Source organism: Methylobacterium soli (assembly GCF_008806385.1).
Taxonomy (GTDB): domain Bacteria; phylum Pseudomonadota; class Alphaproteobacteria; order Rhizobiales; family Beijerinckiaceae; genus Methylobacterium; species Methylobacterium soli.
This window is the reverse complement of sequence record NZ_VZZK01000004.1, coordinates 197,310-213,296: the sequence shown is the minus strand read 5'-3', so window position 1 is coordinate 213,296 and position 15,987 is coordinate 197,310. Positions and strand designations below refer to the sequence as shown.

The 15,987-nt window shown below is 69.5% G+C and carries 19 protein-coding genes; 10 read left to right on the top strand and 9 right to left on the bottom strand.

The window, feature by feature from the left end; genetic code table 11:
• Nucleotides 1-19: 19 nt before the first annotated feature.
• From F6X53_RS05935 to F6X53_RS05925, 3 genes are all read right to left on the bottom strand, one after another.
• A complete protein-coding gene (locus F6X53_RS05935; RefSeq protein WP_150998135.1) occupies nt 20-916 on the bottom strand; it encodes an amidohydrolase family protein in 897 nt (298 codons plus the stop codon).
• Complete coding sequence (locus F6X53_RS05930) at nt 909-2,225, bottom strand: MFS transporter (protein ID WP_150998133.1); 1,317 nt, start codon at nt 2,223-2,225, stop codon at nt 909-911. The genes F6X53_RS05935 and F6X53_RS05930 overlap by 8 nt, the downstream gene beginning before the upstream one ends.
• Before the next feature lie 61 nt (nt 2,226-2,286).
• Nucleotides 2,287-3,213, bottom strand: a complete 927-nt coding sequence (locus F6X53_RS05925; protein ID WP_150998131.1) for a 3-hydroxyacyl-CoA dehydrogenase NAD-binding domain-containing protein — start codon at nt 3,211-3,213, stop codon at nt 2,287-2,289.
• Between the two features lie 163 nt (nt 3,214-3,376).
• On the opposite strand from F6X53_RS05925, the gene F6X53_RS05920 reads away from it, so the two are divergent.
• The 4 genes from F6X53_RS05920 (at nt 3,377) to cynS (ending at nt 6,889) form a co-directional block, all read left to right on the top strand.
• Nucleotides 3,377-4,309, top strand: a complete 933-nt coding sequence (locus tag F6X53_RS05920; protein ID WP_150998261.1) for an ABC transporter substrate-binding protein — start codon at nt 3,377-3,379, stop codon at nt 4,307-4,309.
• A gap of 8 nt (nt 4,310-4,317) precedes the next feature.
• Entirely contained in the window at nt 4,318-5,127 is an 810-nt protein-coding gene (locus tag F6X53_RS05915) for an ABC transporter permease (protein WP_150998129.1), read from the top strand.
• 16 nt (nt 5,128-5,143) lie between these two features.
• The gene (locus F6X53_RS05910; protein ID WP_150998127.1) at nt 5,144-5,938 is read left to right on the top strand and encodes an ABC transporter ATP-binding protein; all 795 of its coding nucleotides are present in this window, start codon (nt 5,144-5,146) and stop codon (nt 5,936-5,938) included.
• Nucleotides 5,939-6,400: 462 nt separating this feature from the next.
• Complete coding sequence (gene cynS / locus F6X53_RS05905; protein ID WP_150998125.1) at nt 6,401-6,889, top strand: cyanase; 489 nt, start codon at nt 6,401-6,403, stop codon at nt 6,887-6,889.
• A 31-nt stretch (nt 6,890-6,920) separates the two neighbouring features.
• Here cynS and F6X53_RS05900 read toward each other — a convergent pair whose 3' ends face one another.
• Nucleotides 6,921-8,111: an alpha/beta hydrolase family protein gene (locus tag F6X53_RS05900; RefSeq protein WP_150998122.1), complete on the bottom strand. Its 1,191-nt coding sequence runs from the start codon at nt 8,109-8,111 to the stop codon at nt 6,921-6,923.
• Nucleotides 8,112-8,341: 230 nt separating this feature from the next.
• On the opposite strand from F6X53_RS05900, the gene F6X53_RS05895 reads away from it, so the two are divergent.
• The 3 genes from F6X53_RS05895 (at nt 8,342) to F6X53_RS05885 (ending at nt 9,651) form a co-directional block, all read left to right on the top strand.
• Complete coding sequence (locus F6X53_RS05895) at nt 8,342-8,575, top strand: hypothetical protein (RefSeq protein ID WP_306426583.1); 234 nt, start codon at nt 8,342-8,344, stop codon at nt 8,573-8,575.
• A gap of 203 nt (nt 8,576-8,778) precedes the next feature.
• Nucleotides 8,779-9,075, top strand: a complete 297-nt coding sequence (locus F6X53_RS05890) for a hypothetical protein (RefSeq protein WP_150998120.1) — start codon at nt 8,779-8,781, stop codon at nt 9,073-9,075.
• A gap of 333 nt (nt 9,076-9,408) precedes the next feature.
• The gene (locus F6X53_RS05885) at nt 9,409-9,651 is read left to right on the top strand and encodes a hypothetical protein (protein ID WP_150998118.1); all 243 of its coding nucleotides are present in this window, start codon (nt 9,409-9,411) and stop codon (nt 9,649-9,651) included.
• Nucleotides 9,652-9,793: 142 nt separating this feature from the next.
• On the opposite strand, the gene F6X53_RS05880 is transcribed toward F6X53_RS05885, so the two are convergent.
• The gene (locus tag F6X53_RS05880; RefSeq protein WP_150998116.1) at nt 9,794-10,099 is read right to left on the bottom strand and encodes a hypothetical protein; all 306 of its coding nucleotides are present in this window, start codon (nt 10,097-10,099) and stop codon (nt 9,794-9,796) included.
• Nucleotides 10,100-10,310: 211 nt separating this feature from the next.
• Nucleotides 10,311-10,532: a hypothetical protein gene (locus tag F6X53_RS05875; protein ID WP_150998115.1), complete on the bottom strand. Its 222-nt coding sequence runs from the start codon at nt 10,530-10,532 to the stop codon at nt 10,311-10,313.
• Nucleotides 10,533-10,697: 165 nt separating this feature from the next.
• Between F6X53_RS05875 and F6X53_RS05870 the strand changes: the two genes are divergently transcribed.
• Both F6X53_RS05870 and F6X53_RS05865 read left to right on the top strand, forming a co-directional pair.
• Complete coding sequence (locus F6X53_RS05870; protein WP_150998113.1) at nt 10,698-10,934, top strand: hypothetical protein; 237 nt, start codon at nt 10,698-10,700, stop codon at nt 10,932-10,934.
• Between the two features lie 94 nt (nt 10,935-11,028).
• Entirely contained in the window at nt 11,029-11,238 is a 210-nt protein-coding gene (locus F6X53_RS05865) for a hypothetical protein (RefSeq protein ID WP_150998111.1), read from the top strand.
• A 13-nt stretch (nt 11,239-11,251) separates the two neighbouring features.
• Here F6X53_RS05865 and F6X53_RS05860 read toward each other — a convergent pair whose 3' ends face one another.
• The 3 genes from F6X53_RS05860 to F6X53_RS05850 form a co-directional block, all read right to left on the bottom strand.
• A complete protein-coding gene (locus F6X53_RS05860; protein WP_150998109.1) occupies nt 11,252-11,665 on the bottom strand; it encodes a hypothetical protein in 414 nt (137 codons plus the stop codon).
• 430 nt (nt 11,666-12,095) lie between these two features.
• A complete protein-coding gene (locus tag F6X53_RS05855) occupies nt 12,096-13,412 on the bottom strand; it encodes an MFS transporter (RefSeq protein WP_191970717.1) in 1,317 nt (438 codons plus the stop codon).
• A 429-nt stretch (nt 13,413-13,841) separates the two neighbouring features.
• Nucleotides 13,842-14,321 carry a cache domain-containing protein gene (locus F6X53_RS05850; protein WP_238296274.1) on the bottom strand — a complete coding sequence of 160 codons (480 nt, stop codon included), beginning with the start codon at nt 14,319-14,321 and terminating at the stop codon, nt 13,842-13,844.
• A 250-nt stretch (nt 14,322-14,571) separates the two neighbouring features.
• Between F6X53_RS05850 and F6X53_RS05845 the strand changes: the two genes are divergently transcribed.
• Nucleotides 14,572-15,975 carry a polyhydroxyalkanoate depolymerase gene (locus F6X53_RS05845; protein ID WP_150998105.1) on the top strand — a complete coding sequence of 468 codons (1,404 nt, stop codon included), beginning with the start codon at nt 14,572-14,574 and terminating at the stop codon, nt 15,973-15,975.
• The last annotated feature ends 12 nt before the right edge of the window (nt 15,976-15,987 follow it).

Genomic DNA, 15,987 nt, shown 5'->3' with positions numbered 1-15,987 from the left:
GGCCGGCACGGCCGGCGTCTCACGCCGGCGGGAAGCCGTAGAGCCGCTGCGGGTTCTCGACGAAGAGCTTGCGCCGCCGCTCCGCATCCGGCACCCAATCGGCCATCAGGTCGAGGAGGTCGCCGATCTTCGGCATCGGGCCCCAGGTCGCGACGTGCGGCCAGTCCGAGCCCCAGAGGCAGCGCTCCGGGCCCGCATCGTTGAGCATGCGCGCGAACGGAATGGTGTCCGCGTAGGGCGGCCCCGCGACCGAGTTGCGCGAGGCGCCCTGCAGCTTCACGAAGGCCCCATCCCGCACCAGGGACACGAGGGTGCGAAAGCCCGGATCGTCGAGCCCGGCCGAGGTGGGGAAGTGCCCCATATGGTCGACCACGAAGGGCACCGGCAGGCGTCCCAGCGTCGCCGCGAGGGGCGGCAGCGTGCGGGCGTCGATCAGGAATTGCAGGTGCCAGCCCATGTCGCGGCAGAGATCGCCGTAGGCCGACACGTGATCGAAGCCGATGCCGCCGCCATAGAGGACGTTCAGGCGCAGGCCCACCACCCCGTCGTCCTTGAGCGCCCGCAGCGCGCGCTCGGGCAGCCCGAGGGGGATCACGGCGATCCCCCGCAGGCGCTCGCGGTGGGCGCGCAGCGCCTCCAGCATGCGCCGGTTGTCGGTGCCGTGCACGCTTACCTGAACGAGGACGCCGTAGGCCATCCCGGTGGCGTCGAGCATGCGCAGATAGGTCTCGGCCCGCGCCTCCGGCGGCGTGTAGCTGCGCCCGGCGACGAACGGGAATTCGGGCGGCAGGCCGATCACGTGGGCGTGGGTGTCCACGGCGCCCGCCGGGACCGCGTAGCGCGTCGGTCCGCTCGGGCTCGGATCGGGCCCCGGGCAGGGGCGTCCGTCGGCGGAGGGCGCGCTGATCTCAGCCATCGACGTGCAGGACCTTGCCGCGGGTCTCGGGCAGCGAGAAGGCTGCGACGAAGAACAGACCGTAGGCGCCGACGGCGAAAATCGCGATGGCGTTGGCGAGCGTCATCCCGGCCGAGATGTAGCCCACGAGCGCCGGGAACAGGGCCCCGATGCCGCGGCCGAAATTGTAGCAGAAGCCCTGGCCCGACCCCCTGAGGCGCGTCGGGTAGAGCTCAGTCAGGAAGGCGCCCATGCCGGAGAAGTAGCCCGATGCGAAGAAGCCGAGGGGGAAGCCCAGCACCCACAGGATCTCGTTCGAGAGCGGCAGCTGCGTATAGGCCAGCACCACCCCGATCGCCCCGAGGGAGAAGACCAGGAAGAGGTTGCGCCGGCCGATCTTGTCCGAGAGCCAGGCGCCGACGAGATAGCCCGTGAAGGAGCCGGCGATCAGGGCCGCGAGGTAGCCCGTGGAGCCGACGATCGAGAGCTTGCGCTCCGTGGTGAGGAAGCGCGGCAGCCAGGTGGTGATGGCGTAGTAGCCCCCCTGGCAGCCCGTGGAGAGCAGCGAGGCCAGGATCGTGGTCTTGAGGATGCCCGGCGCGAAGATCTCGAGGATGCTCGGGCTCTCGCCCCGGCTGGCCTGGAGGGCGCGCGTCTCGGCCGCGACCTTAGGCTCCTCCACATAGGCGCGCAGGTAGAACACCAGAAGGGCCGGCGCGGCGCCGATCACGAACATCCAGCGCCACGCCTCCTCGGGCGGCAGGGCGCTGAACAGGACCGCCTGGGCCAGCACCGCCAGGCCCCAGCCGATCGCCCAGCCCGATTGCACCGAGCCGACCGCGCGGCCGCGATACTGCGCCCGGATGGTCTCGCCCATCAGGACGGCGCCGGCCGCCCACTCGCCGCCGAAGCCGAGGCCGAGGAGCGCGCGGGCGATCAGGAGCTGGTTGAAATCCTGCGCGAAGGCGCAGACCAGGGAGAAGAACGAGAACCACAGGATGGTGAATTGCAGGGTCCGCACCCGGCCGATCCGGTCGGCGAGGTAGCCCGCGGCCCAGCCGCCGACCGCCGAGGCCAGCAGCGTCGCGGTGGCGGCAAGCCCGGCCGAGCCCGCATCGACATTCCACAGCTTGATGATCGTGCCGATCACCAGCGGGTAGATCATGAAGTCCATGCCGTCGAGCGCCCAGCCCGCGGCGCAGGCCCAGAAGGTGCGCCGCTCCGGCACCGTCATGTCCTTGTAGAAGGCCGTGAGGCTCGCATCCTCGATCGGCAGCACGGTGGCTTCCTCCGCGGCCAGCTTCGCCTCGGGTCCTGTCCTGCCAACCATGGCGTCACCTTTCCGGATATCGTCGCGTCTCGGGCTCCCGGGATCGGAGCCGCCGGTCGTCTCATCGGCCCGCCACTTCGGTGCGGGCCTTCAGGATCTCGATCAGGGCCCGGTCGCGCCGGCTCTCCAGTTCCGCGATCGGGCGCCCCTGCGCCTCGGCCTCGATCCCCGCCACGATCCGGTCCTTCACGGCCGCGTCGAGTTCGGGGTTGCCCAGGCTCGCCCAGCGGCGGACCTGGCTCGGGCCGAGATGGTCGAGATAGTGGCGGATGCCGCCCTCCCCGCCCCCGAGATGATAGGTCATGTGCGGCCCCATCGCGGCCCAGCGCAGGCCGGGCCCGTTGCAGAGGGCCGCATCGATGTCGGCCACGCTGGCGACGCCCTCGGCCACGAGGTTCACGGCCTCCCGGTAGAGGGCGGAGGCGAGGCGGTTGGCGATGTGCCCCGGCATCTCGCGGGCCAGGATGACGGGCCGGCGCCCGAGCCCGCGGTAGAAGGCGGCCGCGCGCGCGCCGATATCGGGATCGCCCGCCACGATCTCGACCAGCGGCACCAGGTGGGGCGGGTTGAACGGGTGCGCGACCACGACCCGCTCCGGCCGCGCGCAATCCGCCACGATGGCGCTGCGCAGCATCGCCGAGGTGCTGGACGCGATGATCGCTCCGGGGGGCAGCAGCGTGTCGAGCCGGGCCAGCAGCGCGCGCTTCAGCCCCTCGGCCTCGGGTGCGTTCTCCTGGACGAAATCCGCGTCCGCGACCGCCGCTTCCAGCTCCGGATGGAAGGTGAGCCGGCCCTCGCCGGCCAGGCCGAATTCGGCGAGCTGGGCGCGCGCCTGCGCTACGAAGGCGCTCAGGCGCTCAGAGCTGCCTGGATCCGGGTCGGTCGCGGCGACGTCGAGCCCGTGCGCGGTGAAGAGGGCGGCCCAACTCGCCCCCACGGTCCCGCAGCCGACCACCGCCACGCGGCGGATCTCGTTGTGCTTTGTCACGACCCATACCCTACGCCCGCTTTACTTTCAGCAAGGCCCTCGCCTAGTCAATGTAACGGCGTTCGTTTCCACGGGCGCAGCAACAGGGGGCGCACGACCCCCGTCGGAGGAAACGATGATCTTGCGCGCCACGACGGCCTGCGCGGCCCTGTTCGCCCTCGCGATGACGGTCCCGTCCCGGGCCGACGACCTCGTCCGCCTCGGAAACCTGAAATTCGCCCATTACGGCGCGATCTCCTACATGAAGGAGATCGCGCCGAAATTCGGCCTCAAGATCGACGAGCGGGTCTTCGCCAAGGGCGCCGACATCTACCCCGCCATGGCGGTCGACCAGATCGACATCTCGGCCTCGGGCGCGGACGGCGCGGTGGCGGCGCGCGGCAACGGCGTGAAGCTCTACGTGGTGGCGGGCTTCGCCAATGGCGGCGTGCGGATCCTCCGCCGGCCCGATCTCGAGATCAAGTCGCTCGCCGACGTGAAGGGCCTCAAGGTCGCCACCGTGCGGGGCGGCACGCAGGACCTGATGCTGCTGGCCGAACTCGACAAGCACGGGATGACCTGGTCCGAGCGGCCCGGCAAGGACGTGCAGCTGACCTACTTCAACAATTACGCCGACCTGAACCAGGCGCTGGCGCAGAAATACGTCGACATCATCTGCCAGAGCGAGCCGCAATCCACCCAGGCGATCAGCGCCGGCTACGCGGCCGAGGTGGTCAAGCCCTACGACACGCCGATCGGCGTGCCGGTGCGCCCTCTCGTGATGACCGAGAAGATGTACAACGAGCGGCCCGAGGTGGCCGCCCGCGTCCTCAAGCTGTTCGTGGCCGCCACCAAGGCCTTCATCGATGATCCGGCCCTGGCCGAGAAATACGTGCGCGAGCAGGTCTTCAAGGGCCAGCTCACGAGCCAGGATTTCCGCGACGGCATGGCCAACGCGAAGTACACCTACGACGTCCCGGCCGGGCACATGCAGATCACGACCGATTACATGATGAAGTACGGTCTCGGGAAGATGGTGAACCCGCCCAAGAGCGATGCTGAGTGGGTGAAGCTCGACATGCTCGAGAAGGCCAAAGCCGACCTCAAGACGAATTGAGGGCCAGGATGTCCCTGTCCCGGTTCCGCGGCGCCATCGTTCCGATCGCCCTCCTGGTCCTCTGGGAAATCCTGAGCCGCGCCGGCGTGTTCTCCCCGATCGTGCTGCCGCCACCGAGCGCGGTGGCGATGAAGTGGTATTCCGGGCTCCTGCCCGGGCTGCCCTACGAGCCCGGCAGCCAGAGCTACCTGGCCTGGCTGTTCTCCGGCGAGATGCCGCACGATGCGGTGGCGAGCCTCGCCCGCGTCCTCAGCGGCTTCCTGATCGGGGCCGGGCTCGCCGTGCCGGTGGGGCTCCTGCTCGGCACCAGCGACCGGCTCTACGGCCTGTTCAGCCCGCTCCTGGAGATCCTGCGGCCGATCCCGCCGATCGCCTATATCCCGCTCGCCATCGTCTGGTTCGGGCTCGGCAACCCGCCGGCCCTGTTCCTGATCGCGCTCGGCACCTTCTTCCCCGTGCTCGTCAACACCATCGCGGGCGTGCGGCAGGTCGATTCGATCTATATCCGGGCGGCGCGCAACCTCGGGGCGAATTCCTGGACGATGTTCCGCCGCGTGATCCTGCCGGCCGCGAGCCCCTTCGTGCTCGCCGGGATGCGGATCGGCATCGGCACGGCCTTCATCGTGGTGATCGTGGCCGAGATGATCGCGGTCTCGGACGGGCTCGGCTACCGCATCCTCGAGGCGCGCGAGTACATGTGGTCCGACAAGATCATCGGCGGCATGCTGACGATCGGAATCCTCGGCCTCATCATCGATGGCGGCATGTCGCGCCTCAACGACCACCTGCTGCGCTGGCATCGCGGCCTTGAACGCTGAGCCCGGACCCCTCCGCATGTCGGCAGAAATCGTCATCGCCAACGCCAGCAAGGTGTTCGGCAGCGGCAGCGGCGCGGTCGCGGCCCTGCAGGACATCAGCGCCACCGTGCCGGAGGGGCAGTTCCTCTGCCTGCTCGGGCCGTCGGGCTGCGGCAAGTCCACCCTGCTCAATGCCGTGGCGGGCTTCACGCCGCTCACCGAAGGCGCGATCACCCTCGGGGGAGCCCCGATCGTGGAGCCGGGCCCCGAGCGCGGGATGGTCTTCCAGGAATACGCGCTGTTTCCCTGGATGAACGTCGAGGACAATGTCCGCTTCGGCCTCGACATCAAGGGCGTGGACCGGTCCGAGGCCGCCGTCACGGTCGACCGCATCGTGGCGAAGCTCGGCCTGTCCGATTTCCGCAAGCGCTATCCGAAGGACCTGTCCGGCGGCATGCGCCAGCGCGTCGCCATCGCGCGCATTCTCGCCCTCGATCCGCCAGTGATGCTGATGGACGAGCCCTTCGGGGCCCTCGATGCCCTCACCCGGCGCACCCTGCAGGACGAGTTGCTGCGGATCTGGGCCGAATCCCGCAAGACCATCGTGTTCGTCACCCACTCGATCGAGGAGGCGATCTACCTCGCCGACCGGATCCTGGTGATGACCTACCGGCCGGGGCGCATCAAGCGCGACCTCGTGGTGGAGATCCCGCGCCCGCGCGACACCGCATCCGGCGCGTTCAACGCCCTCAAGCGCGAGCTCGCGGCCCTGGTCATGGAGGAGCAGAAGCGCTTCACCGATGCCGAGCTGCACGGCGCCGCGGTGGATTAGGCGCGCGTTCCGGGGCCGCCGCATCCCGGGCATCCGCCTCGACCTCGGTTTCGCGCACCCGGCGCAATCCTTCGACACGGTCCGGCCTCTCGTGCCGCACCGAGATCGCGTGGTCCCGACGGTCCCGGTGCGGCGTTGTTTCAACCGGCCCATCACCCCGATCGTCTGGCATGCCGCTTGCCGCGCGGAGGAGGTTTCGATCTCCACGAGGCGCCTTATGGCCCATGTCCCGGCAAGCCCGTCGACCCCCGGTGGCGCCCGTTCTCTGACGCCGATGCCGATCGCGATCAGGTTCGGGCCCGAACCCGGTGCCGTTCGCCGGGCCGGCATCACCCAGACCCTCTCGATCGAACCGAAATCCCACGCATCCGGGCCATCCGGACACGCGTGGCCCCCTTGCCCGCCGCAGCCGGACAGGCTGCGGCGCGACGCGTCGGCAGCGCCAACCACCGGAGACGAGCCATGAAGCGCGAAGACCTCACCGAGAAGCTCCTTGACATCAAGCGGGAGAAGGGCTGGACCTGGAAGCACATCCAGGAGGAGATCGGCGGCCTCTCGCCGATCCTCATCACGGCCGCCTGCCTGGGCCAGATGAAGCTTCCCAAGGCCCAGGCCAGGAAGGCGGCGGCCCTGTTCGGGCTCTCGGCGGCCGAGGAGCGCATGCTCAACGAGGCGCCCTATCGCGGGTCGATCGCCCAGATGCCGCCCACCGACCCGCTGATCTACCGCTACTACGAGCTCGTCATGGTCTATGGCACCACCTGGAAGGAGCTGATCCAGGAAGAGTTCGGCGACGGCATCATGTCGGCCATCGACTTCAACATGACCATGGAGCGCGAGCCCAACAACAAGGGCGACCGGGTCAAGATGAACCTCTCGGGGAAGTTCCTGCCCTACAAGTATTACGGCAACGAGGACGGCGTGCCGGAATACGGCTTCAAGGAAGGCTGAGCCGGCCTCCGGGCCGTGTCGGCGGGGCGCATCAATCCGGTCTCGGCGCGGTCACGGCGGCGATGATCGCGTCGAGCACCCGCATCTGGGGGGCCGCCCTGGTGAGATAGCGGCCCCTGCGGGACGCGGTGTCGAGATAGCCCCACCAATCCCAGCAGCCGTTGGGATTGGGCTCGAACCAGGCGGCATCGACCGCCTCGCTGAGGGGCGGCGCTTCGCAGACGGCCCCGGGCAGGGATTGGCCCGGGGCGATCGCCGGATAGACCACGATGGTCCGGTAGGCCTCCGCCCAGTTGTTGTAGCCGGCCCGGAGGGCGAAAGTCCGGGCGTCCTGCCGGCAGCCATGCAGCGCGACGTGGACCCGGCAGGCGCTCCCGGCGCTGCGGCAGGATGGCGGGACGTAGAGGTAGCCCCGGTCCGCCATATCGAGGTTGCGGCGGCGCGGGCTCGTCGTCGGGATCCAGAACACGTTGAGGGAATCGTCGGCGATCGACGGACGCTCCACCCGGGCAGCGTCGATCAGGCCGCGCTGGTCGAAGCTCCAGATCTCGCTCTCCGGGATGGCGTCGATCCGCCGGCCCGGCGCGTCGCCTGACCCCTCGCCGAACAGCGCGTGGAACATCCGTCCCGCATTGTCCTCGGCCCCGCAGCTGCGGATGAAGTTCGTCTCCCGGCCATCGACCGTGCAGGCATCGGTCCCGGGGCCGGGCGCGATGATCCCGTGGCCCGCCCGGTCGCTCCCATCCCGAGCATTGCCCCGGTCGATCTCCGGGGGGTGTCCGATGAAATCCGCCAGAAAGGCCGCGTTCGCCGCGCCGGATGCCGCCGCCACGGTCTCGTCAGCCGGGCTCTGGAACAGGTAGGCCCGCCGCAGCCGTCGCGGGAGGCCCGCGGCGGGAGCGTCGATCGCGCCATCGGCGGCGAGACGGCGGGCGGCATCGAGCGTCGCGGGCAGCGGCCCGCGCCCGCACAGGCACGCATTCACCGCCCGCGAGAGGCTGCCCTCGGCGCAGCCCCAGAGCGGCCCCGCGACGGAGCCCACGCCGGTGACGGAGCCGGAATGGGCCACCGCGTACTGGACCGCCATGGCGGCCCCCGAGGACAGGCCCGAGATGCTGACGTCGGCCGGGTTGCCGCCACGCCGCAGCCCGCGACCGTCATCCGCCGCGGCGCTCGCGCAGACCGCGAACAGGAGGGCGGCGGACCAAGCGGTGGATCGCATCCCTGCCTCGACTCGATCATCCCCTGTCCCGCTATCCAGACCCCGGCCTCGGCGGGTTGTCCAGGCACTCCCAGGCTCGGTCCGCCGGTGCGGGCGGTGCCGCCCAGTGGCCGGCGACGGCCCAGGACGAATTCCGTGACGGCCGATGGATCCGTTCGGCTCGGGCAGCCGTTGAGGGAGCTTGCGACGGCCGGGCTGTGCTCCGAATCGTGCGTGACGACGGAGGGAGCATGTCGACCATGCTGACGAGCGTCTACCGGGTCACCATCGCCGCCCCCGACGCGGTGCGGACAGTCTCGGCCGCCACCGAGCGCGAGGTGGCGCTGATGGCCGAATCGGTCCTGCGCCAGCACGAGGGCGAGACGCTCGCGGTGGGTTTCTGGGTCGATTGCAGCGATGCCGCGGCGGGCCGCCGGATCGCCGCCTACCTGACCGATCTCGCCTTGGAGCTCGAACACGCCTGACGGCGGGCACTCTGCCTCGCCTTGCCCGACCCGGCCTCGTCGCTTCGAGCACGGCCGCTGGTGCATCCGGCTGCTTCCTATGGCCGCAGATCGGTTCCGACTGGCGGAGATTGAGAGCAGAATTCGACGCCTGGGCTGTGATCCGCTTCGGCCAGACTTGCCACCCGGCTCGCGCTCTCGGGATCGCTCATGCGGGATCGCTCATGAACGCAACCGTCTGGCTCGGACTCAGCCTGGCCTTCCTGGGGCCGCCCCCACCCCAGCCGGGATGGCCGGATCGGCCGCCGAGCCCGGGCAAGCCGAACGGGTGGGTGCTCGGCCTGATCGCCTGGTTCCTGCTGATCGTGACGCTGACGCCCCTCAGCCTGGCCCTGTCCGAGCGCGGGGCGCTGTCGGCCTTCGCCACCGAGTGCCGCAACGCCGGCGGCCGCGTCACGCATGTCCGGGCGGAGGACGGGCGTCCCTACCGGTGCGACCACCCGGAGCGCCCGGCACCTTGAGGATTGCGGATCATTCCCCGGTCCCCGGCGCGATGGGAACGCTCCGCTGCCCCCGCCGTTGAGAGGGCGGACGGCTCGTCGTCCGGCCCGCGAGGCCCCCTGCGGGCAAGGGCGCGACATGGCTTGACGAAGCCGCCGTCGCAGATCATCAGCACATCGTCCGCATGCGCCCGTCCGGCGTCGTGCGGCTCCTCAGGAACCGAACAACCCAATGCCCGACGACAGTAGTCGATCGACCTCGCCGCTCTTGGCTGACCGCGTGACGCGCGCCTGATCGTCGGATCCGGCTCGCCCGCGACCGGCCTTGGCGGCCAGTCCCAAACGAGGTGAGCCATGTTTCGTCCCAAATCGCTCCCGAGCCGCTCCGCCCGGCGCCCCGTCTCGGGCAGCCCTGCGCGTCGAAGCGACCACAGCATCGCTGTGATCGTTTTCATGATGGCGTTGGTCTTCGTGCCGGTCCTCGGCATGCATGTCGCGGTCGCGACCTTCGGTTCCGAGAATCCCGGAACCGCCGTGACGGCGCTGGCCGACAGGGTCGCGCTGCTTCTCAACCTCGGCCAGGGCGCACCGGGTTAGGGCGGCCCGCGCGCGGGCATTGCTCCGCGTCGGATCGGCTCTGACGGGCCGCCAGGCAGGGACGTGGCGCGGGGCCATGCCCGCGTTACGTCCCTGCCGCATCGACGCCATCCGGTGACGTCAGCGACGCTCCGACCGCCGATCAGCAGCTGAGCCGGCGGCCCTCACGACGACCGAAGACCCGATAATGCGCGGCGCCCGATTCCATCTGCCCACGCTCGATGGCGCGGCGAACGTCGGGGTTGCAACGCAGGTACTCGCGCTCATCGAAGCCATACGCGCGCCCTCTGGGCCTGCTATCGCGATCCCTGGAGTCATAGTCGCGATCCCGCCCGTAGTCGCGATCCCGGTATCCGTAATCTCCGCCGCCGTAGGGCTGGGCCCAGGCCAGGCTCATTGGCCCCGCCAGGCTGAGACCCACGGCCGCAATTAAACACAATGCCTTCATGTCGCGTATTCTCCTTATCGGCAGCTAGGAACGCTTTGGAAGCGTATCGGTTCGGTCGTTTCCACCCCATGCGCGGATCAGTCCCGCCGGCGCGGCCGATCTCCCCGCATCCGCGACCGGACGCTGGATATGCGCACGTCCAAGATCCGACGAACGGTCAAGATCTTGCGAGCGGTCAAGATCTCGCGAACCGCGAAGAACACGCAGATCGTCACGATGACGGCTCCGGGTCGAGGCGGCTCGACGCCTGCGATCGCACGAAACATCCGTCGAAGGCGTCGGTCTCGTAGACGCGCCCGTGCATATCCGTGACTCGAACCTCCTGGGCTTCCTCGTCGGCGAGGATCCGGGCCCGATCGAGCGCCGCTTCCGGCGAGCCGGTCTGGAACGCGACCGGGCCGTCCGGCGTGTTCGCGCTGATGGTGAATTTCAAACGCTTCCCTCCATGGCTGGTGAAGCCAAGCTTACGGGAGCGCCGACGCGCGGGCGAGCCTGTGAAAGGACGCGCAGGATATCGGCCGGCACCGGCACGGAGCCGGCCGTCCTGGACTAGGCCGCGCGTCCGACCGTTCTCACAGGAGGGGTGTGGAGACCGGCCATGGATGACAAGACGATCGCGATGAACAACGAGGTGGTGCGGATCGGCGCGGAGCACATGTTGCAGCAGCTCCGATCCGAAGGGCTGCACTACCGGATGTGGGTCAGCGGGTCCGAGCGCGGCAGCACCATCCACCTGCGCATTCCCCACCTGACCGCCGACATGGAGGCGCGGATCCTCAACGTTCTGAGAGGCCAGGGCGTCGCGCTCGATATCGCGGACGCACCCGCCCCCTGAAGCCTCGCCATCGGGTCCCCGCGCGCATTGCACCGAGCGGCCCGCAGGACGGCGCAGCGGACCCCTCAAATGAGGCCGCCGACCTCGCTAACCTATGTTACGCAGCGTCTCGGAGCGGGCGGTCGATGGCAAGAAGGCGGTCGATGGCATGAGCGATGACGCGGCCCAGGATTCGATGCGCGATCCGGATCCTCGTCCCACCGATGCGGTGCGGCAGGAAACGATCGGCCGCGTGGCCGTGCTCCTCGGTCTCGTGCTCGTCGCGATTGCGGGGTACGCCACGCTTCTGGTGCTGATCGAGTGAGCGGGACCGCGCCTCAGATCGGGTTGCAGGATCCGTAGCTGAATTTCGCGTCGGTCTCGTCCTCGGGGTTGAGCTGAGCCTTGAAGAACTTCAGCCTCACCAGATCCAGCGTGAGGAAATTGGTCGCGTTCTGGCACTTGATCGTGCTCGACCGGCGCCGTCCGTCGGACCGGTACGCGACGTCCTGGCATTCAAAGAACTCGGTTCTGCCCGCCAGGATGACGTTCAGCAGGTCGCGGCTCAGGATCAGCGAGAAGGTTCTGGCCGCGATCGTCTCAGCCTTCACCGCACCCCCGGCCTCGGGCTGAACGAGGCCGATGGCCACCTGCTCCTTGCAGATCAGGGACCGCTTGGCCTGCGCGAAGGTTGCGCCGGAGTTCACGAGGACGAGGCAGAGGACGAACCCGGTCCGGATCACCACTCTCATCGCGTCCCCTCGGACGGCATTCACCGTCCCGACATGCTGACGCTGTCCGACGAAGAGGCTAGGCCGTTTGTCGCCGGACGCAAGAGGATCAGCGCGGCCGATCCCGGTGCGCGGGCGATCGGTGCGGTGGAGAGGGGCAAGCAGCCAGCGGACGCTTCCGGTCAAGCTGGAAACGTTTCCATGCGCCTCTGGCATGCCAGACCTTCACCGGGGGCGGATTGTGCGCTGCAATGCCCTATGGGAGAAGCGCGCCATGCACCGCCGCGATGGCGTCGCGGCGGTGTGCCCTTCTTGGGCGTTTCCTCCCTAGACTTCGGGCCGCTCCCTTACCGGGGCGGCCTTTTTTCTGTCCGGTTGACCGGCCTGAGCCGGGACCGTCCGGACGGGAATCGGGCGATCCTCCGGAGAGCGCCCGCCGTGGGTCTTCGCGTCACGAGGGCTGCCGGGCAACCGGCGCGCCGCTCCGCTCCACCAGCATCGAGACAGCCCAGATCAGGAACCCGCCGAGCGCCAGCCCCACGCCGACCCAGCCCGTCGCCGGAAGGCCGAGGCCGGCCGTGAGGGCGAGGCCAGCGAGCCAGGGCCCGAGGGCGTTGGCGAGGTTGAAGGCCGAGTGGTTCAGGGCCGCCGCGAGAGTCTGGGCGTCCTCGGCCACATCCATCAGGCGCGTCTGCAGGATCGTGGCGAGGCCGCCGCCGCAACCGATCAGGAACACCACCGGGCCGAGCGTCCAGAGGCTTGCCGTCGCGAAGGGGTAGAGGGCGAGCGCGAAGGCGCTCCAGACCAGCGTCGCCCCGGCGGCCGGCATCAGCGCACGGTCGGCCGCCCAGGCGCAGGCGAGGTTGCCGACGGTGAGACCGAGGCCGAACAGGGCAAGCACCGGCGGGATCGCGGCCGGAGCCGCGTGGGTGACCTCCAGCATCGTCGAGGCGAGATAGGTGTAGACCGAGAACAGGCCGCCGAACCCGATGGCGCCGGTGGCGAGCGTCAGCCAGATCTGCCCGCGGCGCAGGGCGCCGAGTTCCCGCAGGGCGCTCGCGCCCGGGGCCGGGGGCCCGAGGGGCGCGAAGATCCGCACCAGGGTCGCCGTCAGCCCGGCGAGCAGAGCCACGAGGGCGAAGCTCCAGCGCCAGCCCGCGACCTGCCCGATGACATTGGCCAGCGGCACGCCCACCACGGTCGCGACGGTGAGCCCCGCGATCACCCGCGAGACCGCCTGGCTGCGACGCTCACGCGGGACCAGCGAGGCCGCCACGAGGGCCGCGACGCCGAAATACGCGCCGTGCGGCAGGCCGGCGAGGAAGCGAAAGGCCAGCATCCCATGGTAATTCGGAGCGAGGGCCGAGAGGCCGTTACCGAGCGCGAACAGCACCATCAGGCCGACCAACAAGGTGCGTCGGGCGACCTTGGCGGCCAGCACCGCGATGATCGGCGCCCCGACCACCACCCCGAGGGCGTAGGCGCTGATGACATGGCCGGCGGTCGGCGCATCGATGCCGAGGTCGGGCGCGAAATCGGGCACCAGGCTCATCGCGGCGAATTCCGTGGTGCCGATGGCGAAGCCACCCATCGCGAGTGCCACGAGGACCAGGCCCGGATGCCGCTCCGGCGGGGAGGCGGCGGGCAGGATTCCTCGGTCGACCGACGCATGCCCTTGGGCAAGCGGCACGCGCTCCTGGTCGGGCAGCAGGTGTCCTTGGGCGGCCTGGACGTCCGCGACGTCCGGGCGGGTGAGGAGTTCGCTCATCAATCAGCCTTGAATCGGGCGGCGTGGGGATCGGCCGGATGGAGACGGCAGGGCGCGGGGCATTACCCCAGGAATCTCGTGCAGGGATTTTGCGCAGGATCTTCCCGCAGGACGCCGCCTGCATGGGTCAGGCCAGGGTGCCGGCCCCTACCTTATTCGGGGGAAGGCCGACCATAGCGGCCCGATATCCGGCAGGAAACCCACTGCCGGCGGGGCACGGTTGCAGTCTCTGCAGTGATTGGAACGCCCCCTCCCCTCCGCGGCGGCGCGTGGACGGGGGCTTACCATCCGCCCGGCTGGAGCCTGCACCGGTTCGCCGACCCCGCGCCAGGCCGATGCCGCGAGCGCGCGACCGCATCGCGGCGGCAAGCCCGGACCGGATCCATCTGAGCTGCCGAACGCGGTTCACGTCCGGCACGCGGCCTTGCGTTACTCGGCGTAGAAGCCCGCGCCGATCAGCCCCGGCTCTCCGTCGATCGTCACCGCCCGAACATAGCTCCACTTCGCGGAGGGATGTTTCTGTCCCGGCCTGGGGAACATGTAATCGACCCATCCCGAGCCGTCGGACCGGACGACGTCGATGAAATCCTCGTGAAACAGCTTGCCGTCCGCGTCCCGCTCCTTCAGCCGATTGGTGCCCTCCCGGCGAGGAAACTCGACATTGAGGAGGACCCGCCCGCCGAGATCCATGACGAAGAGATAGACCTCGTTGAAGCGCCACTCGCTGCCGCGCCGCCTGAAATCCGGGAAGGCCTGCTTCCCCCGGACCTCGACCAGGGCCGCGGCCTTGTTGACCATGCTCTCGATGCGGGCCGCCTCTCCGGGGATCGCGGGGGCGGGCGGAACGCCGCCCACCTGCGCCGTCGTCACGATCAGGAAAGCGAGGCAGGTCGAGAGGAATCTGAACATGCCGCGATGCCCGCGCATTCCCGTCGGCGCGACAGGAGCACCGGACGCCCCGGCCCGCATTATCAAAACATGGGTCGTGCCCTCACGCGGATTCCGACCCTCGGCGCAGCCCCCCCGGCGCGATTCAGCGTGCCTGACGGAGCGACGTTCCAAAGATTCCAGGAAACTCTTTGTGAGCATCGGGCGTTAGCCAGCGCAATGATGTGAAAATGGAGAGTCTGAGGTGAAGGCTGCTCCAAGGAGTAGCTGGATGATGTACGCGATGCGGGATACGTGGAACCTAATGCTTATGCCAGCCCGTATTGCCGCAGATGCTGCGAAAATTGCCTTCGAGAATCCGTTCAGTCCTTTAACCTATCATTATAGCAGCCGTGCGGTCGCGGCGTCCTGTGAGCTGTTCGAGCGCGCGACGCGCACTTACGCCAAGCCCGCCTTCGCGCTCCCGGCGACCGAGCGCGCGGTGTGGCAGAGCCCCTTCTGCCGCGTGATCGCATTCGGCGAGCCCTCGACGAAGCCCAAGGTGCTTCTCGTCGCCCCGATGTCGGGCCATTACGCCACCCTGCTCCGCGGGACCGTGGCGGCCCTCCTCGACACGCATCAGGTCTTCATCACGGATTGGACCGACGCCAAGCAGGTGCCGGTCGCGGCCGGCCGCTTCGGCCTCGACGAGTACGTGGATACGTGCGTGGCGATCCTCGAGGCGCTGGGACCGGACCTCCACGTCATGGCGGTCTGCCAGCCCGCCGTGCCGGTGCTCGCCGCCATCGCCCTCATGGAGGCCGAGAACCATCCGCGCGTGCCGCGCTCGGCCACGATCCTGGGCGGCCCCATCGACACGCGCCGCTCGCCCACGGCCGTCAACAGGCTCGCAGTCGAGCGGGGGGGCGACTGGTTCCGCCAGCACTGCATCCACACGGTGCCGTGGGGACATCCGGGCAGCGGGCGCGCGGTCTATCCCGGCTTCCTCCAGCTGGCGGGCTTCATGGGCATGAACCCCGATCGCCATCTGTCGGCGCATTGGGACCTGTTCGACCACCTCGTCCAGGGGGATGGCGATTCGGCCGCCAAGCATCGCGCCTTCTACGACGAGTATCTCGCCGTGATGGATCTCACGGCCGAGTTCTACCTCGAGACCATCGAGACGGTCTTCCTCACGCATGCCCTGCCGCGGGGCGAGATGCGCCACCGCGGCCGCCGCGTGGATCTCGGCGCGATCCGCCGCTGTGCCCTGATGGCCGTCGAGGGTGAGGCCGACGACATCACGGGTGTCGGCCAGACCCGCGCGGCGCTGGACCTTGCGGTCAATCTCCCGGCCGACCGGAAGCGCTATCACCTGCAGGCGGGGGCGGGGCATTACGGCATCTTCAACGGCGCGCGTTTCCGCGCCGAGATCGTGCCCAGGATCACGGCCTTCATGCAGGAGCATGCACGCCCGGAATCCAGTGACGACGGGTCGACGCTGGACAGGCTGGCGAGCCTGCGCGATCAGGCGATCACCCTCCCGGGCCCGGCTCACGCCGGCCGCGACGCCGAGCCGCGCGATGCGGAGCGCGTCCCGCATTTCGGCCCGCTCCCCGGACCCGGAGCCTACACGACCGCACATTCGCGCGGCGCATCCCGCTCCAAGCCATTCGGGCCGCGCCTTCCCCTCTGAGCGGCCGGGCGC